Source organism: Niallia sp. FSL K6-0212, assembly GCF_038007605.1.
In the GTDB taxonomy this organism is placed as follows: Bacteria; Bacillota; Bacilli; order Bacillales; family Cytobacillaceae; genus Niallia; species Niallia circulans.
Genome location: NZ_JBBOXL010000001.1, coordinates 815,547 through 830,760, shown reverse-complemented (window position 1 = coordinate 830,760; position 15,214 = coordinate 815,547). Strand labels below are relative to the sequence as shown.

14 protein-coding genes are annotated in these 15,214 nt (G+C 35.4%); 6 read left to right on the top strand and 8 right to left on the bottom strand.

Features of this window, described 5'->3' with window-relative positions:
• Nucleotides 1–227 precede the first annotated feature (227 nt).
• Nucleotides 228–413, top strand: a complete 186-nt coding sequence (locus tag MHH96_RS03745) for a hypothetical protein (RefSeq protein WP_047942687.1) — start codon at nucleotides 228–230, stop codon at nucleotides 411–413.
• A gap of 27 nt (nucleotides 414–440) precedes the next feature.
• Here the strand turns inward: MHH96_RS03745 and MHH96_RS03740 are convergent, their stop codons facing one another.
• The 3 genes from MHH96_RS03740 to MHH96_RS03730 form a co-directional block, all read right to left on the bottom strand.
• Nucleotides 441–1,520: a C40 family peptidase gene (locus MHH96_RS03740; RefSeq protein ID WP_341116724.1), complete on the bottom strand. Its 1,080-nt coding sequence runs from the start codon at nucleotides 1,518–1,520 to the stop codon at nucleotides 441–443.
• A gap of 321 nt (nucleotides 1,521–1,841) precedes the next feature.
• The gene (locus tag MHH96_RS03735; RefSeq protein ID WP_053215703.1) at nucleotides 1,842–2,714 is read right to left on the bottom strand and encodes a helix-turn-helix domain-containing protein; all 873 of its coding nucleotides are present in this window, start codon (nucleotides 2,712–2,714) and stop codon (nucleotides 1,842–1,844) included.
• A 386-nt stretch (nucleotides 2,715–3,100) separates the two neighbouring features.
• On the bottom strand, nucleotides 3,101–3,481 hold the full coding sequence (locus MHH96_RS03730; RefSeq protein ID WP_061800821.1) for a thiol-disulfide oxidoreductase DCC family protein: 381 nt from the start codon (nucleotides 3,479–3,481) through the stop codon (nucleotides 3,101–3,103).
• A gap of 235 nt (nucleotides 3,482–3,716) precedes the next feature.
• Here MHH96_RS03730 and MHH96_RS03725 point away from each other — a divergent pair, with 235 nt between their 5' ends.
• Together MHH96_RS03725 and MHH96_RS03720 are read left to right on the top strand one after the other, a co-directional pair.
• Nucleotides 3,717–5,717 (top strand): penicillin-binding transpeptidase domain-containing protein, encoded by a 2,001-nt coding sequence (locus MHH96_RS03725; RefSeq protein WP_341116721.1) that lies wholly within the window; start codon nucleotides 3,717–3,719, stop codon nucleotides 5,715–5,717.
• 314 nt (nucleotides 5,718–6,031) lie between these two features.
• A complete protein-coding gene (locus tag MHH96_RS03720) occupies nucleotides 6,032–7,447 on the top strand; it encodes a SpoVR family protein (RefSeq protein WP_047942681.1) in 1,416 nt (471 codons plus the stop codon).
• A 71-nt stretch (nucleotides 7,448–7,518) separates the two neighbouring features.
• Here MHH96_RS03720 and MHH96_RS03715 read toward each other — a convergent pair.
• From MHH96_RS03715 to MHH96_RS03705, 3 genes are all read right to left on the bottom strand, one after another.
• A protein-coding gene (locus MHH96_RS03715) for an IS3 family transposase (protein WP_152680057.1) occupies nucleotides 7,519–9,077 on the bottom strand; the annotation gives its coding sequence in 2 pieces (ribosomal slippage) (nucleotides 7,519–8,438 and nucleotides 8,438–9,077; 1,560 coding nt in all).
• A gap of 91 nt (nucleotides 9,078–9,168) precedes the next feature.
• On the bottom strand, nucleotides 9,169–10,311 hold the full coding sequence (locus tag MHH96_RS03710) for an anti-sigma factor (protein WP_047942679.1): 1,143 nt from the start codon (nucleotides 10,309–10,311) through the stop codon (nucleotides 9,169–9,171).
• Entirely contained in the window at nucleotides 10,304–10,801 is a 498-nt protein-coding gene (locus MHH96_RS03705) for a sigma-70 family RNA polymerase sigma factor (protein WP_047942678.1), read from the bottom strand. The genes MHH96_RS03710 and MHH96_RS03705 overlap by 8 nt, the downstream gene beginning before the upstream one ends.
• A gap of 136 nt (nucleotides 10,802–10,937) precedes the next feature.
• Between MHH96_RS03705 and MHH96_RS03700 the strand changes: the two genes are divergently transcribed.
• Nucleotides 10,938–11,960 carry a homoserine dehydrogenase gene (locus tag MHH96_RS03700; RefSeq protein WP_047942677.1) on the top strand — a complete coding sequence of 341 codons (1,023 nt, stop codon included), beginning with the start codon at nucleotides 10,938–10,940 and terminating at the stop codon, nucleotides 11,958–11,960.
• A 39-nt stretch (nucleotides 11,961–11,999) separates the two neighbouring features.
• Here MHH96_RS03700 and MHH96_RS03695 read toward each other — a convergent pair whose 3' ends face one another.
• Complete coding sequence (locus tag MHH96_RS03695; RefSeq protein WP_047942675.1) at nucleotides 12,000–12,188, bottom strand: aspartyl-phosphate phosphatase Spo0E family protein; 189 nt, start codon at nucleotides 12,186–12,188, stop codon at nucleotides 12,000–12,002.
• A 683-nt stretch (nucleotides 12,189–12,871) separates the two neighbouring features.
• Between MHH96_RS03695 and MHH96_RS03690 the strand changes: the two genes are divergently transcribed.
• Entirely contained in the window at nucleotides 12,872–13,159 is a 288-nt protein-coding gene (locus tag MHH96_RS03690; RefSeq protein WP_082810100.1) for a TMEM164-related integral membrane acyltransferase, read from the top strand.
• 204 nt (nucleotides 13,160–13,363) lie between these two features.
• Here MHH96_RS03690 and MHH96_RS03685 read toward each other — a convergent pair whose 3' ends face one another.
• Entirely contained in the window at nucleotides 13,364–14,335 is a 972-nt protein-coding gene (locus MHH96_RS03685; RefSeq protein ID WP_095258202.1) for an exonuclease domain-containing protein, read from the bottom strand.
• A gap of 238 nt (nucleotides 14,336–14,573) precedes the next feature.
• Here MHH96_RS03685 and MHH96_RS03680 point away from each other — a divergent pair, with 238 nt between their 5' ends.
• Nucleotides 14,574–15,017 (top strand): C40 family peptidase, encoded by a 444-nt coding sequence (locus tag MHH96_RS03680; protein ID WP_341116718.1) that lies wholly within the window; start codon nucleotides 14,574–14,576, stop codon nucleotides 15,015–15,017.
• The last annotated feature ends 197 nt before the right edge of the window (nucleotides 15,018–15,214 follow it).

Sequence of the window (15,214 nt, the reverse complement as noted above, 5' to 3'; positions counted from 1 at the left end):
AGGCACCAAAAAAGTCCATTCTTTAATTATAACGCTTTTTGAATAGAGATGGTAGAGGACAGAAGAAGAGAAGTAAAAGAGCGTAATTGGATACTAGTTTTGAAGTAACGAATATAGGGAATGAAGAGAATAGACAATGAAAGTAGGAAAAAATATACGCAGTTTGGTAAAAGCTCGGCGCTGAATGGTGCGAGATTGGAAGATATATTAGCAAAATGGAGGAATATTTGTTCCATGGTAAGGGTATATCAGCCAAAGTAGTGGAGATATCAGCTAAAACGAGGAGTAAATCAGCCAAAGTAGTGGGTATATCAGCCAAAACAAGGAGTAAATCAGCCAAAGTAGTGGGTATATCAGCCAAAGTAGGGATATATCAGCCAACCCCAAAGCATACAAAAAAGACTGCCCGCTAAATAGACAGCCCTTTCTATTATTATCTGTTAATATAAACGTTTAAAACTATCAAAATGCTCTTTATAGTATGAGTTATCTAAACTTGTAACACGAACGCCGCTTGAGTCAGCGTGAATAAATTCATTGTTGCCAATATAAATACCTAAATGAGAGATACCTTGTTTGTAGGTATTTTTAAAATAGACAATATCTCCAACAGCTGGAACATCTATATAATAGCTGCGGTCATAGTAGCCTTCAGCAGAATAACGTCCAATTGATTTACCGCTTTGATTTAACACATAGTAAACAAATCCGCTGCAATCAAACCCTGCAGTAGTTGAGCCTGCCCAAACATATGGAATGCCAACTAGACTTTTAGAGACCGAAACGACTTTGGAAGCATAGGATTGTCCATTGTTTCCATTAGAAATAAGAGTCGGTTTATTAGAAGAGGGATTAGTATTTCCAGTGTTAGTTATCTTTTCAGAAGCAGTAACCTTCAATTTTTGTCCTGGGAAAATCAAATCAGAATTTAGATTATTTAATTGCTTTAGTTGGCTTACAGACATTTTATACGTAGAAGCAATTTTACTTAAAGTATCTCCGCTTTTAATCGTATAAGTTCCTGTAGAAGCAGTTGTAGTTTCCTTTACAGCTGTATTGCTGTTACTTCCAGAGTTACTAGACGGGTTGGAATTAGCATTTCCAGGTTTGGAAACATATAAAATATCACCAGGATAGATAAGCGAAGAGGATAGATTGTTCCATTGCTGTAACTCTCCTAAAGAAATAGAATGCTGATTTGCTATTTTAATAAGGGAATCTCCTGAAACAACTTTATATGTCTTGGCACTTGAGTTTGTCTTCGTAGAAGTTTTACTAGCGTTAGTTGTATTGCTGCTAGATTTTGAATCATCGCCAATAGATAATTCTTGATTGATTAAAATAAGGTCTGAGGAAAGATTATTTTGCGACTTTATGTCATTAACAGTCGTATTGAATTTCTTCGCAATCTGTCCTAAAGTATCCCCTTTTTTCACTACATAAGTACTAGCAGAGGCATTCGCTGCGAAAGTGGTTGACAGAATAGCCGTAGTTGCCAATACTGTGACTTTCTTCTTCATTTTTTATCACTCACTCCTAATGATTAAACTATAGTATATCTATCTTACCATAACCTATCAGACTATTGACCTTTTATTTTAATAAAATTGATAACGTTTTACGAAAATAGGTAATTTTTCATAGAATTTTATCATTAGGACATTAGTTGCTGGAGATGAAACTGATTGTATAAACAGGGAATAACTAACTAGGTATATATGCGGATAGCATAGAGGCGATGGAAAATGATCGTTATCCCCGCTTAAGAAAAAAGATGCCCCCAACTATTTCACGATTCGTAGGGGAGAATAGTTGGAGGACATCTTTATATAATACATATATTATGTTTGCCAGCTACGGATTTTTCCTTCGATATAATCCGTATATCGATGATCTTTTACTAATTGGAAAATCATTAGTGCATCTTGCATATAAGGAATAGCTAGGTCAAAATTCTTTTGTAATTCATAGTTATATCCGATATGATAGTGAAAGTGAGCCAGCAAATAAAGGTTATCCTGTTGTATCGCCCAATCAATCCCTTCCTTACAATAAGTAATGGATGCATCAAACATGGATTGATCTGTTAAGGATTTCGCGATATTAAAATATAATCTGCTTTTAATCGTATCATCCTTTAAATAGGGAAGCTGGTTGATCGCTTTAAATGCTTGTTCATAAATGGTCAAGGAATCATCAATAAATCCTTCTTCATAGTGAAAGATTCCTTTACTAATAAAGATTTCTATTTCTCTTTCTGTGAAGACAGTGTCAAAGGTAAGTTCAATTGCTTCATTAATAAGCTTTACTGCTCGATTAAAATCACGGTCGATTTCAAATACATAAATTGCCTTATGCCAAAGCAGCAATTGATAGTTTTTTTTATGGTGCGTAAATAAAGGATTTTTTTCTTCTGCTTTTACAATTTGTTTTATTGTATGATAATCAGTATTCCTTCTAGCTGCTTTTAATTGCCGAAAAGTTTCTTCCACATAATCTAGTCTGGGGGTCGTACCAATATCGAAGAAGTAATTTACGTCTACTCCCAATCGCCTAGAAATAAGATAAAGAGTAGAAGACAATGGAAGTACTTCTCCTTTTTCAATCTTGCTTATTTGCGCTTGTGTACAAATATTGTGAGAAAGTTCCTTTTGTGATAGTCCCATTTGCTTTCGTAATTCCTTGATTTTTTCCCCAACCGCTGAAAAATTCAATCGCTTCACTCCTACATAGAAAAGCTCACCTTTTTTTAATGATATTCCTAAAGTTATATTTTTGAAGATTTTTGCAAAAAAACAGTGCTAAATGCCTTAAAATGCCGAAATTTACTTTGAAATCAAGAATTCATCTATCTTAATAATATGATTTAATTGTTTTTACTGCAATATATTAAGAATATTTTTGCTATTTTTAGAAGTGCCCACCTACGCCTTCTAATTATTCGCATAATAAAACTTAATTGAGCATTTTTAATAGAAATTTTGAGATTTCTATTAAACCCCAATATCTGTTTTACGAGTAGTCCTTTATCTCCAATTTTCTGCCGTTTTCTGATGAGAAAGCGGTCTTTTTTATTCGAAAAGGCAAGAATGTGAGGGAACTATAAAAAGCGCTTCTTCATTTCTTCTGTTGGAAGCATACAGGAATCCTGTTTGCCAAACCATTTATAACGATTTCTAGCAATAATTCGATAAAGAGGGTCTCTGATGAAAGGCGGGATTACTTTTAAAATAGCTAGAAGCTTCCATCCACCTGTAAGATGGCTGCAAATTTCTAAAGCGGCATCCGATTCTAAATAGTATCTATCTTCTTTTAAAAGGATAACACTATCAACCTCAGATAAATGATATTTATTCAATAGATTTCTTCCAGTTTCGCTCTGTAAGGAAGCAAAGAAAAATTGGTTATGTGGATCTCTTTTAATAATAAATTGCACACTTTTGTTGCATAAATTACAAACCCCATCAAATAACACAATCATCTATATCCCCCCTTAGTCTGTATTTTAGCAAATGGTGAAGCAAAAGTATGTTAAAAACGATCTGTAATTTTTTCAATTGGTCTTCGTAATAAAGTTATTATTTTGTCAGAAAGGTAATAATATACAGGATGCAGGAAAGAAAAAATAAAAAAATGACCATTTTGTATGTAATTCTTTTTCCGTTTTTATGAAAAAATGGTACGCTAGTAGTAGTAGATTAGAAGGGGAGATAGGAATGAAAAAGAGATGGATGCTTTTACTGATATTTGTATTGATAGCAGTGGTAACAGGGTGCAATAAGAATGATCCTACCCCAGATGAACGGCTATCACAATATATAAAACTGTGGAATGACGAAAAATTCAAAGAAATGTATGCTTTCTTATCAACAGAAGCAAAGAAAAATGTTTCGGAAGAAGAATTTGTTTCTAGATATGAAAAAATTTACAAAGACTTAAGTATTAAAGATTTAGAGATAACATATAAGAAACCTTCAGACGACGAAAAATTTGATAAAGTAGAGAAAGCAGAAATTCCATTTTCGGTTAAAATGAACAGTATGGCAGGAGAAATCAGTTTTGATAATCAGGCCACGCTTGTAAAAGAAGAGCGAGACAAAGACGAGAATTGGTATATAAATTGGGATACTACTTATATATTTTCTGAGTTAGGTCCTGATGATAAAATTTCGGTCAACACGATTCCAGCAGAACGCGGTAGTATTGTGGATAAAAATGAGAATCCGATGGCCATGAATGGAGTTATTTATGAAGTTGGGCTGGTTCCAGAACAAATGGGAGACAATCCAGATGCTGTCATAAGTAATCTAGCAAAGCTTTTGGATATTAAAAAAGAAACAATAGAGAAAGCGATCCAAGCAGATTGGGTCCAACCGAGCTTTTTTGTTCCAATAAAGAAAGTTGCCACAGGAGATCGTGCTTATTTAGATAAACTCTTTGCATTACCTGGTGTGCAGAAGCAAGATACCAAAGGAAGAATTTATCCATTTGGCGAAAGTGCTGCCCATTTAATTGGCTACATTGGCAGCATCACAGCAGAAGAGCTGGAGGAGAATAAAGGGAAGGGTTATTCAAGCACAGATGTAATTGGAAAAAGAGGCTTAGAGCAAGTGCTGGAGGAACGATTGAAAGGCACGAATGGCGAAGAAATTTCTATTAAAAAAGCCGACGGCAGTACAGTTACTTTAGCGAAAAAAGATGTGAAGAATGGTGAAAATGTAAAGTTAACAATCGATGCAGACTTGCAAAAGGAAATATATGAAAAAATGGATGGCGAAGCAGGTGCAGCTACAGCTATTAATCCGCAAACAGGGGAAACACTTGCGTTAGTCAGCAGTCCCGCATTTGATCCAAACAAGATGATTGTTGGCCTGACAACGTCTGAGAAGGAAGCATATGATAATAATAAGCTAGATCCTTTTACCAATCGCTTTAAAAATAAATATGCTCCTGGTTCTGTTATGAAGCCGCTTGTAGCAGCTGCTGCATTAACAGAGGGCGTCATTACTCCTGAACAGGAAAGAAAGATTACCACTAAGAAGTGGCAGAAGGATAAATCTTGGGGCGGTTATTATGTCACAAGAGTGCATACAAGCTCAGAGCCTGTAAATCTAGCGGATGCTTTGATATATAGTGATAATATTTACTTTGCGCAGACAGCACTTGATTTAGGTAAAGATAAGTTTGCAGCAGAACTAAAAAAATTCGGGTTTGAAGAACCGTTTACTTATGCTTACCCAATTGAAACATCCACCTATGGCAAATTAGATACAGAGCAGCTTTTAGCAGACTCAGGATATGGCCAAGGGCATGTGGAAATGAGTGTGATTCATCTTGCGACAGCATACACACCATTTGTTAACGGTGGAAATCTAATAACACCTGTATTATTAGATAGTGAAGAGAAGAGTAAGGTTTGGAAAGAAAAAATCATGGACGAATCAGTAGCCAACACCATTTCTGATGACTTACAACAGGTTATTGAAAGTCCTCACGGTACAGCACGTGCCGGAAAAATAAGCGGGAAAACATTAGCAGGAAAAACAGGTACAGCTGAATTAAAAGAAAAGCAAGGCGAAAAGGGAACAGAAAACGGCTGGTATGTTACCTATGATAAAGGCAATAAGAACCTCTTGATTGCAATGATGATGGAAAGCGTACAAGATAAAGGCAGCTCTGGATACGTTGTGAAAAAGGTAAAAGAGATAATAGAATAAAGAGAAAAGGAGTGTTCTGTGGGAATGCTCCTTTTTTTTCATAAAAGTAGACAGGAAGGATTAGGGAGGGGCAACAGGTGGGATGAAAGCTAAAAAGTAGAAGGAGTGACAGAAAAAATGCGTTCATACCCGTGATGAAAGCCAATATCCAGCTAGTCCAACAAAAACAGCATCATACTTACTCCAAAATCATTTCGCCAACACCTACACAAGCAATAAATAAAAGATCTATCCAATTCAATTTCTATTCAATTTACTCATGATTCCGTTTTTTTTTTCATACATTAGTTTAAACGGTGAAAGGAGAGAGCGGAATGAATGAGGTAGAACAAAAGGAATTGGAATATGCCATTGCAGAAATCACCGAGATTGCTACTGGATTTGGACTAGACTTTTATCCAATGAGATATGAAATTTGTCCTGCGGATATCATTTATACATTCGGTGCTTACGGAATGCCTACTCGATTTTCCCATTGGAGCTTCGGAAAGCAATTTCATAAAATGAAATTACATTATGATTTAGGCCTATCCAAAATATATGAATTAGTCATTAACTCAAATCCTTGTTATGCTTTTTTGCTTGATAGTAACTCCTTAATAAATAATAAGCTTATCGTTGCCCATGTTTTGGCACACTGTGATTTCTTTAAAAATAATGTTCGATTTCAAAATACCAAACGAGAAATGGTGGAAAGTATGGCCGCAACTGCTGATCGAATTCGTCAATATGAAATCAAATACGGGAAGCAGGAAGTGGAAACGTTTTTGGATGCGGTATTAGCCATTGATGAACATATTGACCCAAGCTTGATGAGACCTAAATTAGCTTGGTCCATGGACGATGTAGAATTTGTGGAGGAAGAGGAACCAACAAGTACACCTTATGATGAATTATGGGGATTGGACGACCGAAATAAACCAAAGAAGCCGAAGAAAAAAGTAGCCAAGAAATTCCCGCCCCAGCCAGAGAAGGATTTACTACTTTTTATTGAAAACTTCAGTCGAGAGCTTAGCGACTGGCAAAGGGATATTTTAACCATGATGCGCGAAGAAATGCTTTATTTCTGGCCACAGTTAGAAACAAAGATCATGAATGAGGGCTGGGCATCCTATTGGCATCAGCGGATTGTTCGAGAATTAGATTTAACAAGTGCGGAAGCCATTGAATTTGCAAAGCTGAATGCTGGTGTAGTACAGCCGTCTAAAACGGGCATTAACCCCTATTATCTAGGTTTAAAGATATTTGAAGATATCGAGGAACGCTATAATAATCCAACAGAAGAAATGAAGCAAAGAGGTGTTAAACCAGGATCAGGGCGAGAAAAAATGTTTGAAGTTCGGGAAATAGAATCAGATATTTCTTTTCTGAGAAACTATTTAACCAAAGATCTTGTCATGAGAGAAGATATGTATTTGTTCCAAAAGCAAGGAAGAGATTATAAAATTGTCGACAAGGCATGGGAACAAGTCCGGGATCAATTAGTGAGCATGCGCGTTAATGGGGGTTTCCCATATATTACAGTCAATGATGGTGATTATAATAAAAATGGAGAGCTGTACTTAAAGCATGGCTTCGAGGGAATTGAATTAGACTTGAAATATTTAGAAAAGGTTCTTCCGTATATTCATCAATTATGGGGAAGAGGCGTGCATATGGAGACGGTAGTAGAAGATAAACCGCTTCTTTATAGCTATGATGGAAAAGCGCTGCATCGGAAGTATTTATAGGAGAAATAGACCCACAGAGCTTTATTTGAACTGCCCCCTGTCAAGTAGACAGTGGAAATAATAAAAAAGATCTAAGCGGCTTTAACTCTATATTCCATAGGGCTAAGGCCGTTTAATCGTTTTTGATATCTATTGTTATTATAAAATTGGATATAGTCATCTATCGCAAGAGAAAGTTCCTCAAAGGTCTTATATTTGTGTAAATAATACTTTTCGCATTTCAGTGTCCCCCAAAAAGACTCCATTGGACCATTATCAATACACTTTCCAACTCGTGACATACTGTGTGTTATCTCTGCCTCGTCTACTTTAAGCTTAAAACCTTTTGAAGTATACTGATACCCTCGATCACTATGGATAATTGGATGTTCTTCCTCCAATAAAAGTACGGTTGCTTGATCAAGCGTTTGGAATACAAGTTCATTATTATTCGAATGTCCTAAAACATAGCTAACAATGGATCCATCATAAAGATCCCGAATGGCACTTAAATATGCCTTCTTTGATGAACCATACTTAAATTCTGTCACATCCGTCACCCACTTTTCATTTGGTTTTGTTGCGGTAAATTCCCGATTTAAGATATTCTCTGCCACTTGTTGGGGAACGGAGCGTTTATAACGTTTTTTCTTGATACGAATGATCGAGCGTAAGCCAACCACTTTCATTAGTCGATAAATTCTTTTATGATTCAATCTTTCTTTAAACTGTCTATTCATGTGAAGGGTCATTTGGCGATAACCGAAGATGCCCTCCACTTTTTCATGGAGAATTTTCATCTCTTTCATGATTTTCTCATTCAATAGCTCTTGAGAAGAAGGAACGCGATGAAGCCACTTATAATAGGCGGATCGTGCAATTCCCGCTATTTCACTCAGTAATTGAATGCTTATATTCTCTTCCTGATGGATCTCTTGAATAGCGATATACTTATCCTCCGATTGGATTTGACTTATTTTTGCCTCCTTTCGATCTCCTCTAACTTTTTTAAAAATAAGTTTTCTGCACGTAATCGCTCATTTTCTCTTTCTAACTTCTTCATTTGAAGAGTTATTTTCTCCTCTTGAGTTAGCTCGGATTCCTCTTTCGTAGAACCACGCCTATCTTTCAATGCATCTACTCCGCCATCTTCATACTTCTTAACCCATTGATAGATTTGTTGATAAGAAACCTGATGAGTATTAGCTGCTTCTTGATAGTCTTTTTTGTTCCCTAAACAATCTAGCACAATTTGTATTCGTTCTTCCCAAGTCGTTTTTCTTCCCTTAGTCATAGAGCTCGTCCTTCCTTGTGACGTATCTTTTATTTCACTATGACTATTATACTTCTTAATCCACCTTCTAAGGACAGATGGATCTGATATTTCATACATTCTCGTAATTTCACGAATCGAGTAATTTCCAGAGGCATAATCTTGAATAGCGGATAACTTTAGTTCTTTAGAATACTTTTTCCAGGAAGAAGTCTCTTTTAGTCCTTCTAAACCGAATGTATCAAATTTATATTTCCATTCCAAAACGGTAGAAAAGTGCACCTTATAAATCGATGAAACTTGGAGTGACGAATTTACTTCCCCTAAAGCTTTCACTATTTGATATTTCTCTTCTACAGAATAAGATTTTCTAGGCATAAAAATACTCCCCTACAAGTAACCAGATTTTTATTTTTTAATCTGTCTACCTATAGGGGAGCATATCAATTGAGTCCTGTGGGTTCTTCTTTTATTCATCCCAATTCCAAAAAGCTATATCATCTATACTAATTTCCTTTATCCAGCTTTCTTTTTTTAACTTGAGTATTTCTTCTGTAGGACCAGTAATAACAACCCCATAATGATTAATACCATTTTTTTTCATATAAGCAATTCGTTTATTTAATTCTAAATGACCAAAATAAAAATTCTCCGCCTTTTTTTCATACGGTTCTAGAAATGTAAGTGTTTTTAGAAACTGTTTATGCAGAATCTCCGCATCTCCTACTGTATACTCTGGCGAACTAGAGGAGCTAGATTCAATGGAAAACCAAAAGTTTCCTTCTTTTTTGGTTGAATCTGTGATCATATCATCATCATGCCAAATAGGGTTATTAGGAAAGCCAATTGGATCTATACCAAATTCGTCTCTATTCTCTACCCCTGTATCAACAGCAAACCAGATAATTTCTATATTTCTATCTTTTAAATAATCAAACACTTTATTTGTTGATAATAATTCAGAGAAGGACAAATAAACAGACGCTACAGTGCCATTCTTTACTTTTTCTAGTCGCTTCCATTCCGATGGGGATGACTCTTTTGGTAAAAAGGAAAAGGAGGCTTGTTGTTGGGAGATGACTCCCTGTGTTTTCTTTTCAGGCATTCCCATGAGTGAAAAGAAAAATTTTGTTTTATACTCCCCCGTTTTATAGATTTCATCCCCGACTCTTTTTTCAATATCTGTTGTTGTTTCCAGTCCAAAGTAAGGCTTTGTAGCTGCACTTGTTCCACTGTACTGCCCATAGGGATCTGTTACAGTAAGGGTTAAATCAATAATGTTTCGGTATACATCTGTTCTATCAGGGGTGCCCCAAGCGTAATAAACAGCAGTGAAAATGGAAGAAAGAATGGTGAAAAGAATGATTAGTCCTAATGCAGTGAGTGCTGTTTGAAATCGGGCCATCCACTTTCCTCTTCTTACTATTCTTCTTTGTTTTTTTGAATCAATCAGGAGTGGTGCGGCTTGATGATGATTGCTCATTTCTGCTTCCTCAAAAACTTGAAAATATTGCTCCATCTTTTCTAAATCTTTCTCTATTTCTGCTGCTTCCTCTTTTGAAAGTTCCCCATTTTTATATGCTTCTAACCTTTTTTTGTACTCTTCACTCACGAATTTGTTTCCCCCTCTGTCTTATTGTTTGTCTCCCTCGGAAGAGTAAAACTTTAAAGTAGGTTGGACTAATGTTCATTACCATGGCACCTTCCTCTGTTGTAAGTTCTTGGAAGTCTGCTAGTAATACGGCCATCCTTTGTTTTTCAGGCAATACTTTTAGCATGTTTATCACTCTTTGAATTTCTTCTTTTAATAAGACTGTCTCCTCTGTTCTTTGCGCGTTATCCATCTTTTCTTGAAAGAAATCATTCTCTTTGACTACTAGTCGCTTATTTTTTCGAAACTGATCGATAAAAACGTGATACGCCACCGTGAAAAGCCAGGCCTTCACATTTTTTCCTTGGAAAGTTTCCAGATAGAGATGTGCTCTGAAAAATGTCTCTTGAACTAAGTCTTCTGCAGAATGATGATTATGGCAGAGTGAAAGGAGAAAATAATAAATATCATTAAAATAAGTTTGATAAATAGAATCAATTGAATCCTTCATCTTCGCCCCCTATCACTTATAACACGTTTAATGAGATGAAAAGTTACAGTGAAAAATATTTAATCCAAAATAAAGGGAATATAACAGAAAAAAAAGAAGTCTATAGCAAGAATAAAAGAAAGGAATAGTTGAAACAATGAAACAAAAAAGGATAATCGTTACGGGATATGGCACAGTCGGGAAGGAATTTATCGAATTATTGTATCGGAAAAAAGAACTGTTCCTAAAACAATATCATACAGAATTGATGGTAACTGGAGTAGTTGGATCTGTAGGGATGGTCTATGAATCGGAAGGATTGGATTTATCTATACTGCATCAGCTCCCAACAGGTTCGATTGGGATTTCGCAATATGCTAGTATGAAAGATTTAGTGCTTGAATCTCCAGCCATTAAAGGAGATATTCTTGTAGAGTGTACTCCTACGAATATAGAAACAGGCGAACCAGCCCTTTCTTACATAAAAAAAGCGCTCGAGGCAAATATGGATATTGTATCTGTCAGTAAGGGGGCGCTTGTTCATTGCTTGCCAGAATTACTGGCCATTGCCAAAGGGAAAGGATGTCATATTAAGTATAGTGGAGCTACTGCAGCAGCGCTGCCTACATTAGATATCGGTGAATTTAGTTTGGCAGGCAGTACCATTCAATCGATAAAAGGGATTCTAAATGGAACATCCAATTTCATCCTGACAAGTATGTCAGAGGGGAACCTGACTTTTGAAAAAGCATTACAGTTAGCACAGGAAAATGGAATTGCGGAAAAAAATCCTGAGTTAGATATTAAAGGGTTGGATAGTGCATGCAAAATATTGCTGTTAGCAAATGGTTTACTTCATACGAATCTAACTTTAGAAGATGTGGATATCGATGGCATCGACAAGATTACCAAAGCAGATATACAGCGTGCCAAAATAAATAGCTGTGAGTGGAAGTTAATTGCAACAGCGAAAAAGCAACGAGATAAGTTTATCTTACAAGTAAAACCTGAAATGATTCCTCCTGAAAATCCGTTAATCCATGTAAAGGGAACAAATAAAGGAATCTTGTTTGAAACGGAAGAAATGGGAGCCATTTGCTGTGTTGGCGGTGCGTCACATCCGAGAGGCGCAGCAGCAGCAGCGATGAAAGATATGATTAATCTTATTCGGCAGGAATAAATGTAGAAGAGGATTTGCAGGAGGACTATGTATATTTGTCTATTTTTGAGCCAGTTTTTTCTGATACATGACAATATATGTATCTAGCAGTTCACTTATTTGAATGGTATTGGGATCATCTAATCCTTTTTCAATCCCATATTTAAGCAATTGTATTTTTAAAGAATCGATTGTGTCCATAAGTTCACAAACGTTTTCTATATTCATTCGAGAAAGTACCATTATCATTTAAAGCTCCTATATTTTATAGATTGCTTTATTATTTTACCAAATTAAATTGGAAAAAATAAGTACTTTTTCTATTAAATTTACAAAAATGTAGGAGAATGACTTGTTGAATAATTTTCCTTTTTCGCGAGAAGAAAAGCGATATCTAATCATTTCACCTAAAAGGGAGTCTGGAGGATACGATGATTTTTTAATGATGAAAAATCATCGTATCCTTCAGATTATTTTTCCGAAGCAAGATTAAATAAATATTCAAGGTAGGATTCTAATTCGAATTTATCTTTGTCAATAAAATCGGTCATTGCAGTATTTGTTTGTAGTTTCATCATAATCCTCTCCTTCAAAAATGGTTTTTTCTTTTCAGTAGTATTTGTCTATAATATTCCCAAACTATTAAACTTTTATACATAGTTTTTAAAAATAATTTGGAAAAAGTTTTTTTTCGGAAAATATCAGAAAGGAGAATGGTGGTAAGGAAGGGATGGTACGGCCATCTTTATGATGATTTCCCCTTTGAATTATTTTCTGTTTCTCTTCTCATCATGATAGGTATTCTTATAATAGGGGGAATTTTACTTGCTTTTTTTCGGAATAACATCCAAATGATCATTTTTTTAGTCTACTTTCTTTGTATTGTTACTTGGTTTAGAGGTGATGTATGATTATTGGATGTATAAGGATGGATGATGGGATGCTTCTTTATACTGCCGTTCCATCTGTGTTCTATTAGCTTAGTGCTTTGTTTGCTGCTTCTAATTACAAAATGGGAGTTTGTTTTTCAAGTTGTCTATTTTTTCGGCATGATTGGCGCATTGATGGCTATTTTCACACCAGAGTTATTTATAGGTTATCCCCATTTCCGCTATTTTCACTTTTTTGTTACGCACATTCTTATTATATGGACTTGTCTTTATTTTGTGCTTGTCCACCAATATAAACCGACTAAAAAGGGTTCGTTTTGTCCTAAATAGCAGTGCAGTGCTTGCGTGGATTATTAATACTTATACAGACGGTAATTATATGATTGATTATTTAGTTCATATAACATACTTGATCTTGGGACAGTCGCCTTTTTTTATTTTCTGTTTTGTTTATTTCCTTTCGATGGAAAAGGGAAAGCAAGGATAATAAAAAAGACTGCTTCTTAGTGGGGAAGAAACAGACTTTCTATTTGATTAATGATTGACTCGTTCTTTTTTTAATAGTGCTAGAAATTGCTGTTCATTAATAATTTCTATGGGTTTTCCTTTTGCTTGTAAATCATACGCTTTTTTTTCTTTAGAACTAATGCCTTCAGATCCCACAAGCTTTTGGTCTTGGTCACCGACCACCAAATAATCGGTTTTGCTGCTGACACCACTTTTAATAATGCCTCCAACATTAACCACTTGCTGCATCGCATCTTTCCGTTCTAGTGTACGCAGATCTCCAGTAAATACAAGATTTTTTTCATATAGCGGGTGATCCACATCAAAGGAATCCGTTGTTGGTGTTATTTCCGATATGGAAACGGAAGCAAATTTCTTGAATGGTTTTCTGTTGGAAAAATTAGTTGCTCTTCCAAAAGTATTTTGTGGTTTTAATTCAGAAAATTGTTTTATAGGAAGAGTTGGATAGGAAGCACAGTAATGACTTAACGAATTCTTCTTTCTCGAGTGAATACAAGCGATTACTAGCTCTGCACATGCTCGCGCATCGGAACCTGCATGATGATGTTCTTGCATAGAAATACCAAAATAAGATGTCCGATCCTTCAATGATTGCCCAATTTTTGCGCCTCTTGTTGCCCGATTGCTAATAGGAATACTGCAAATATAGGAAAAGTCTGGTTTTGCCAATTGATATTTTTCTAGACAGGCATAAAGAACACTCATATCAAACTGGGCATTATGAGCGATGATGGTATGGGAAGAAATATCTTCTTTTATTAGTTCCCATACTTCTGGAAAACTCTTTGCATTCTCAACATCTTTTTCTGTTATTCCATGAACTGCTACAAACTTTGGATCAAATGATAGACTTGGCGGCTTTATTAAAAAATATTGTTCTTTTATTATCGCGTTATTTTCTACATATGCTAATCCAATGGAACAGGCGCTTGCCATATCAGCATTCGCAATTTCAAAATCGATAGCAATAAAATCCACTGTTTATACGCTCCTTCTTTTTTCTAATAGTATATCATGTTCGCTCCTTTCTTTAGAGAAATTAGCTAACAAGAAGATATTGGAACCACAGGGAAGTTATTCTTAAATAATATTGTAATAGATTTGTAATCGAATTTCTATCAAGCTGTAACCTAATTATCTGAATAATATGAGAAGATAGATTTTGTTGATAGAAGGAAGCCTTGGGAATAATATTTTAGGTAAATGAGGTCACTACATGAAAAAAGTTCTTGTTATTTCATTCCTGTCATTTGGTTTGTTATTTTCCGGCATATTTACTGCACCTGAGGCAAGTGCTGCTTCAAAGAAATCAGTTGTTACTGTTGCGAAAAATTACATTGGAACACCATATAAATACGGAGGAACGTCTCCAAAAGGTTTTGACTGCTCCGGTTTTGTCGGTTATAGCTACAAAAAGGTCGGCAAATCACTGCCACGAACAACCGCAAGCATATACAAAAAAGGGAAAAAAGTTAAGAAAGCAAACTTGCAAAAAGGGGATTTAATCTTCTTTGAAACATATAAAAAAGGTGCCTCTCATGTCGGCATATACATAGGAAGTAATCAGTTTATCCATAGTTCCTCCTCCAAAGGAGTAAAAGTGGACAAGCTATCTAACTCTTATTGGAAAACAAAATATTATGGTGCAAAAAGAATTTAACCCTTTCTTAGAAAGGGTTTTTCTGTTTGCTGAATGGATTTACATTCATTTTAATAGAGTTTGCTTTTCAGCTTTGCTAGTATTTAAAGAATTTACGAAATAAACTGAAAAAAATACCCCCAACATATTCCAAAAAGACCAATTTTTCTATATCATTAAGAGTAAAATGAGCAACTGGAAAGAATTTGGGGGAGTAT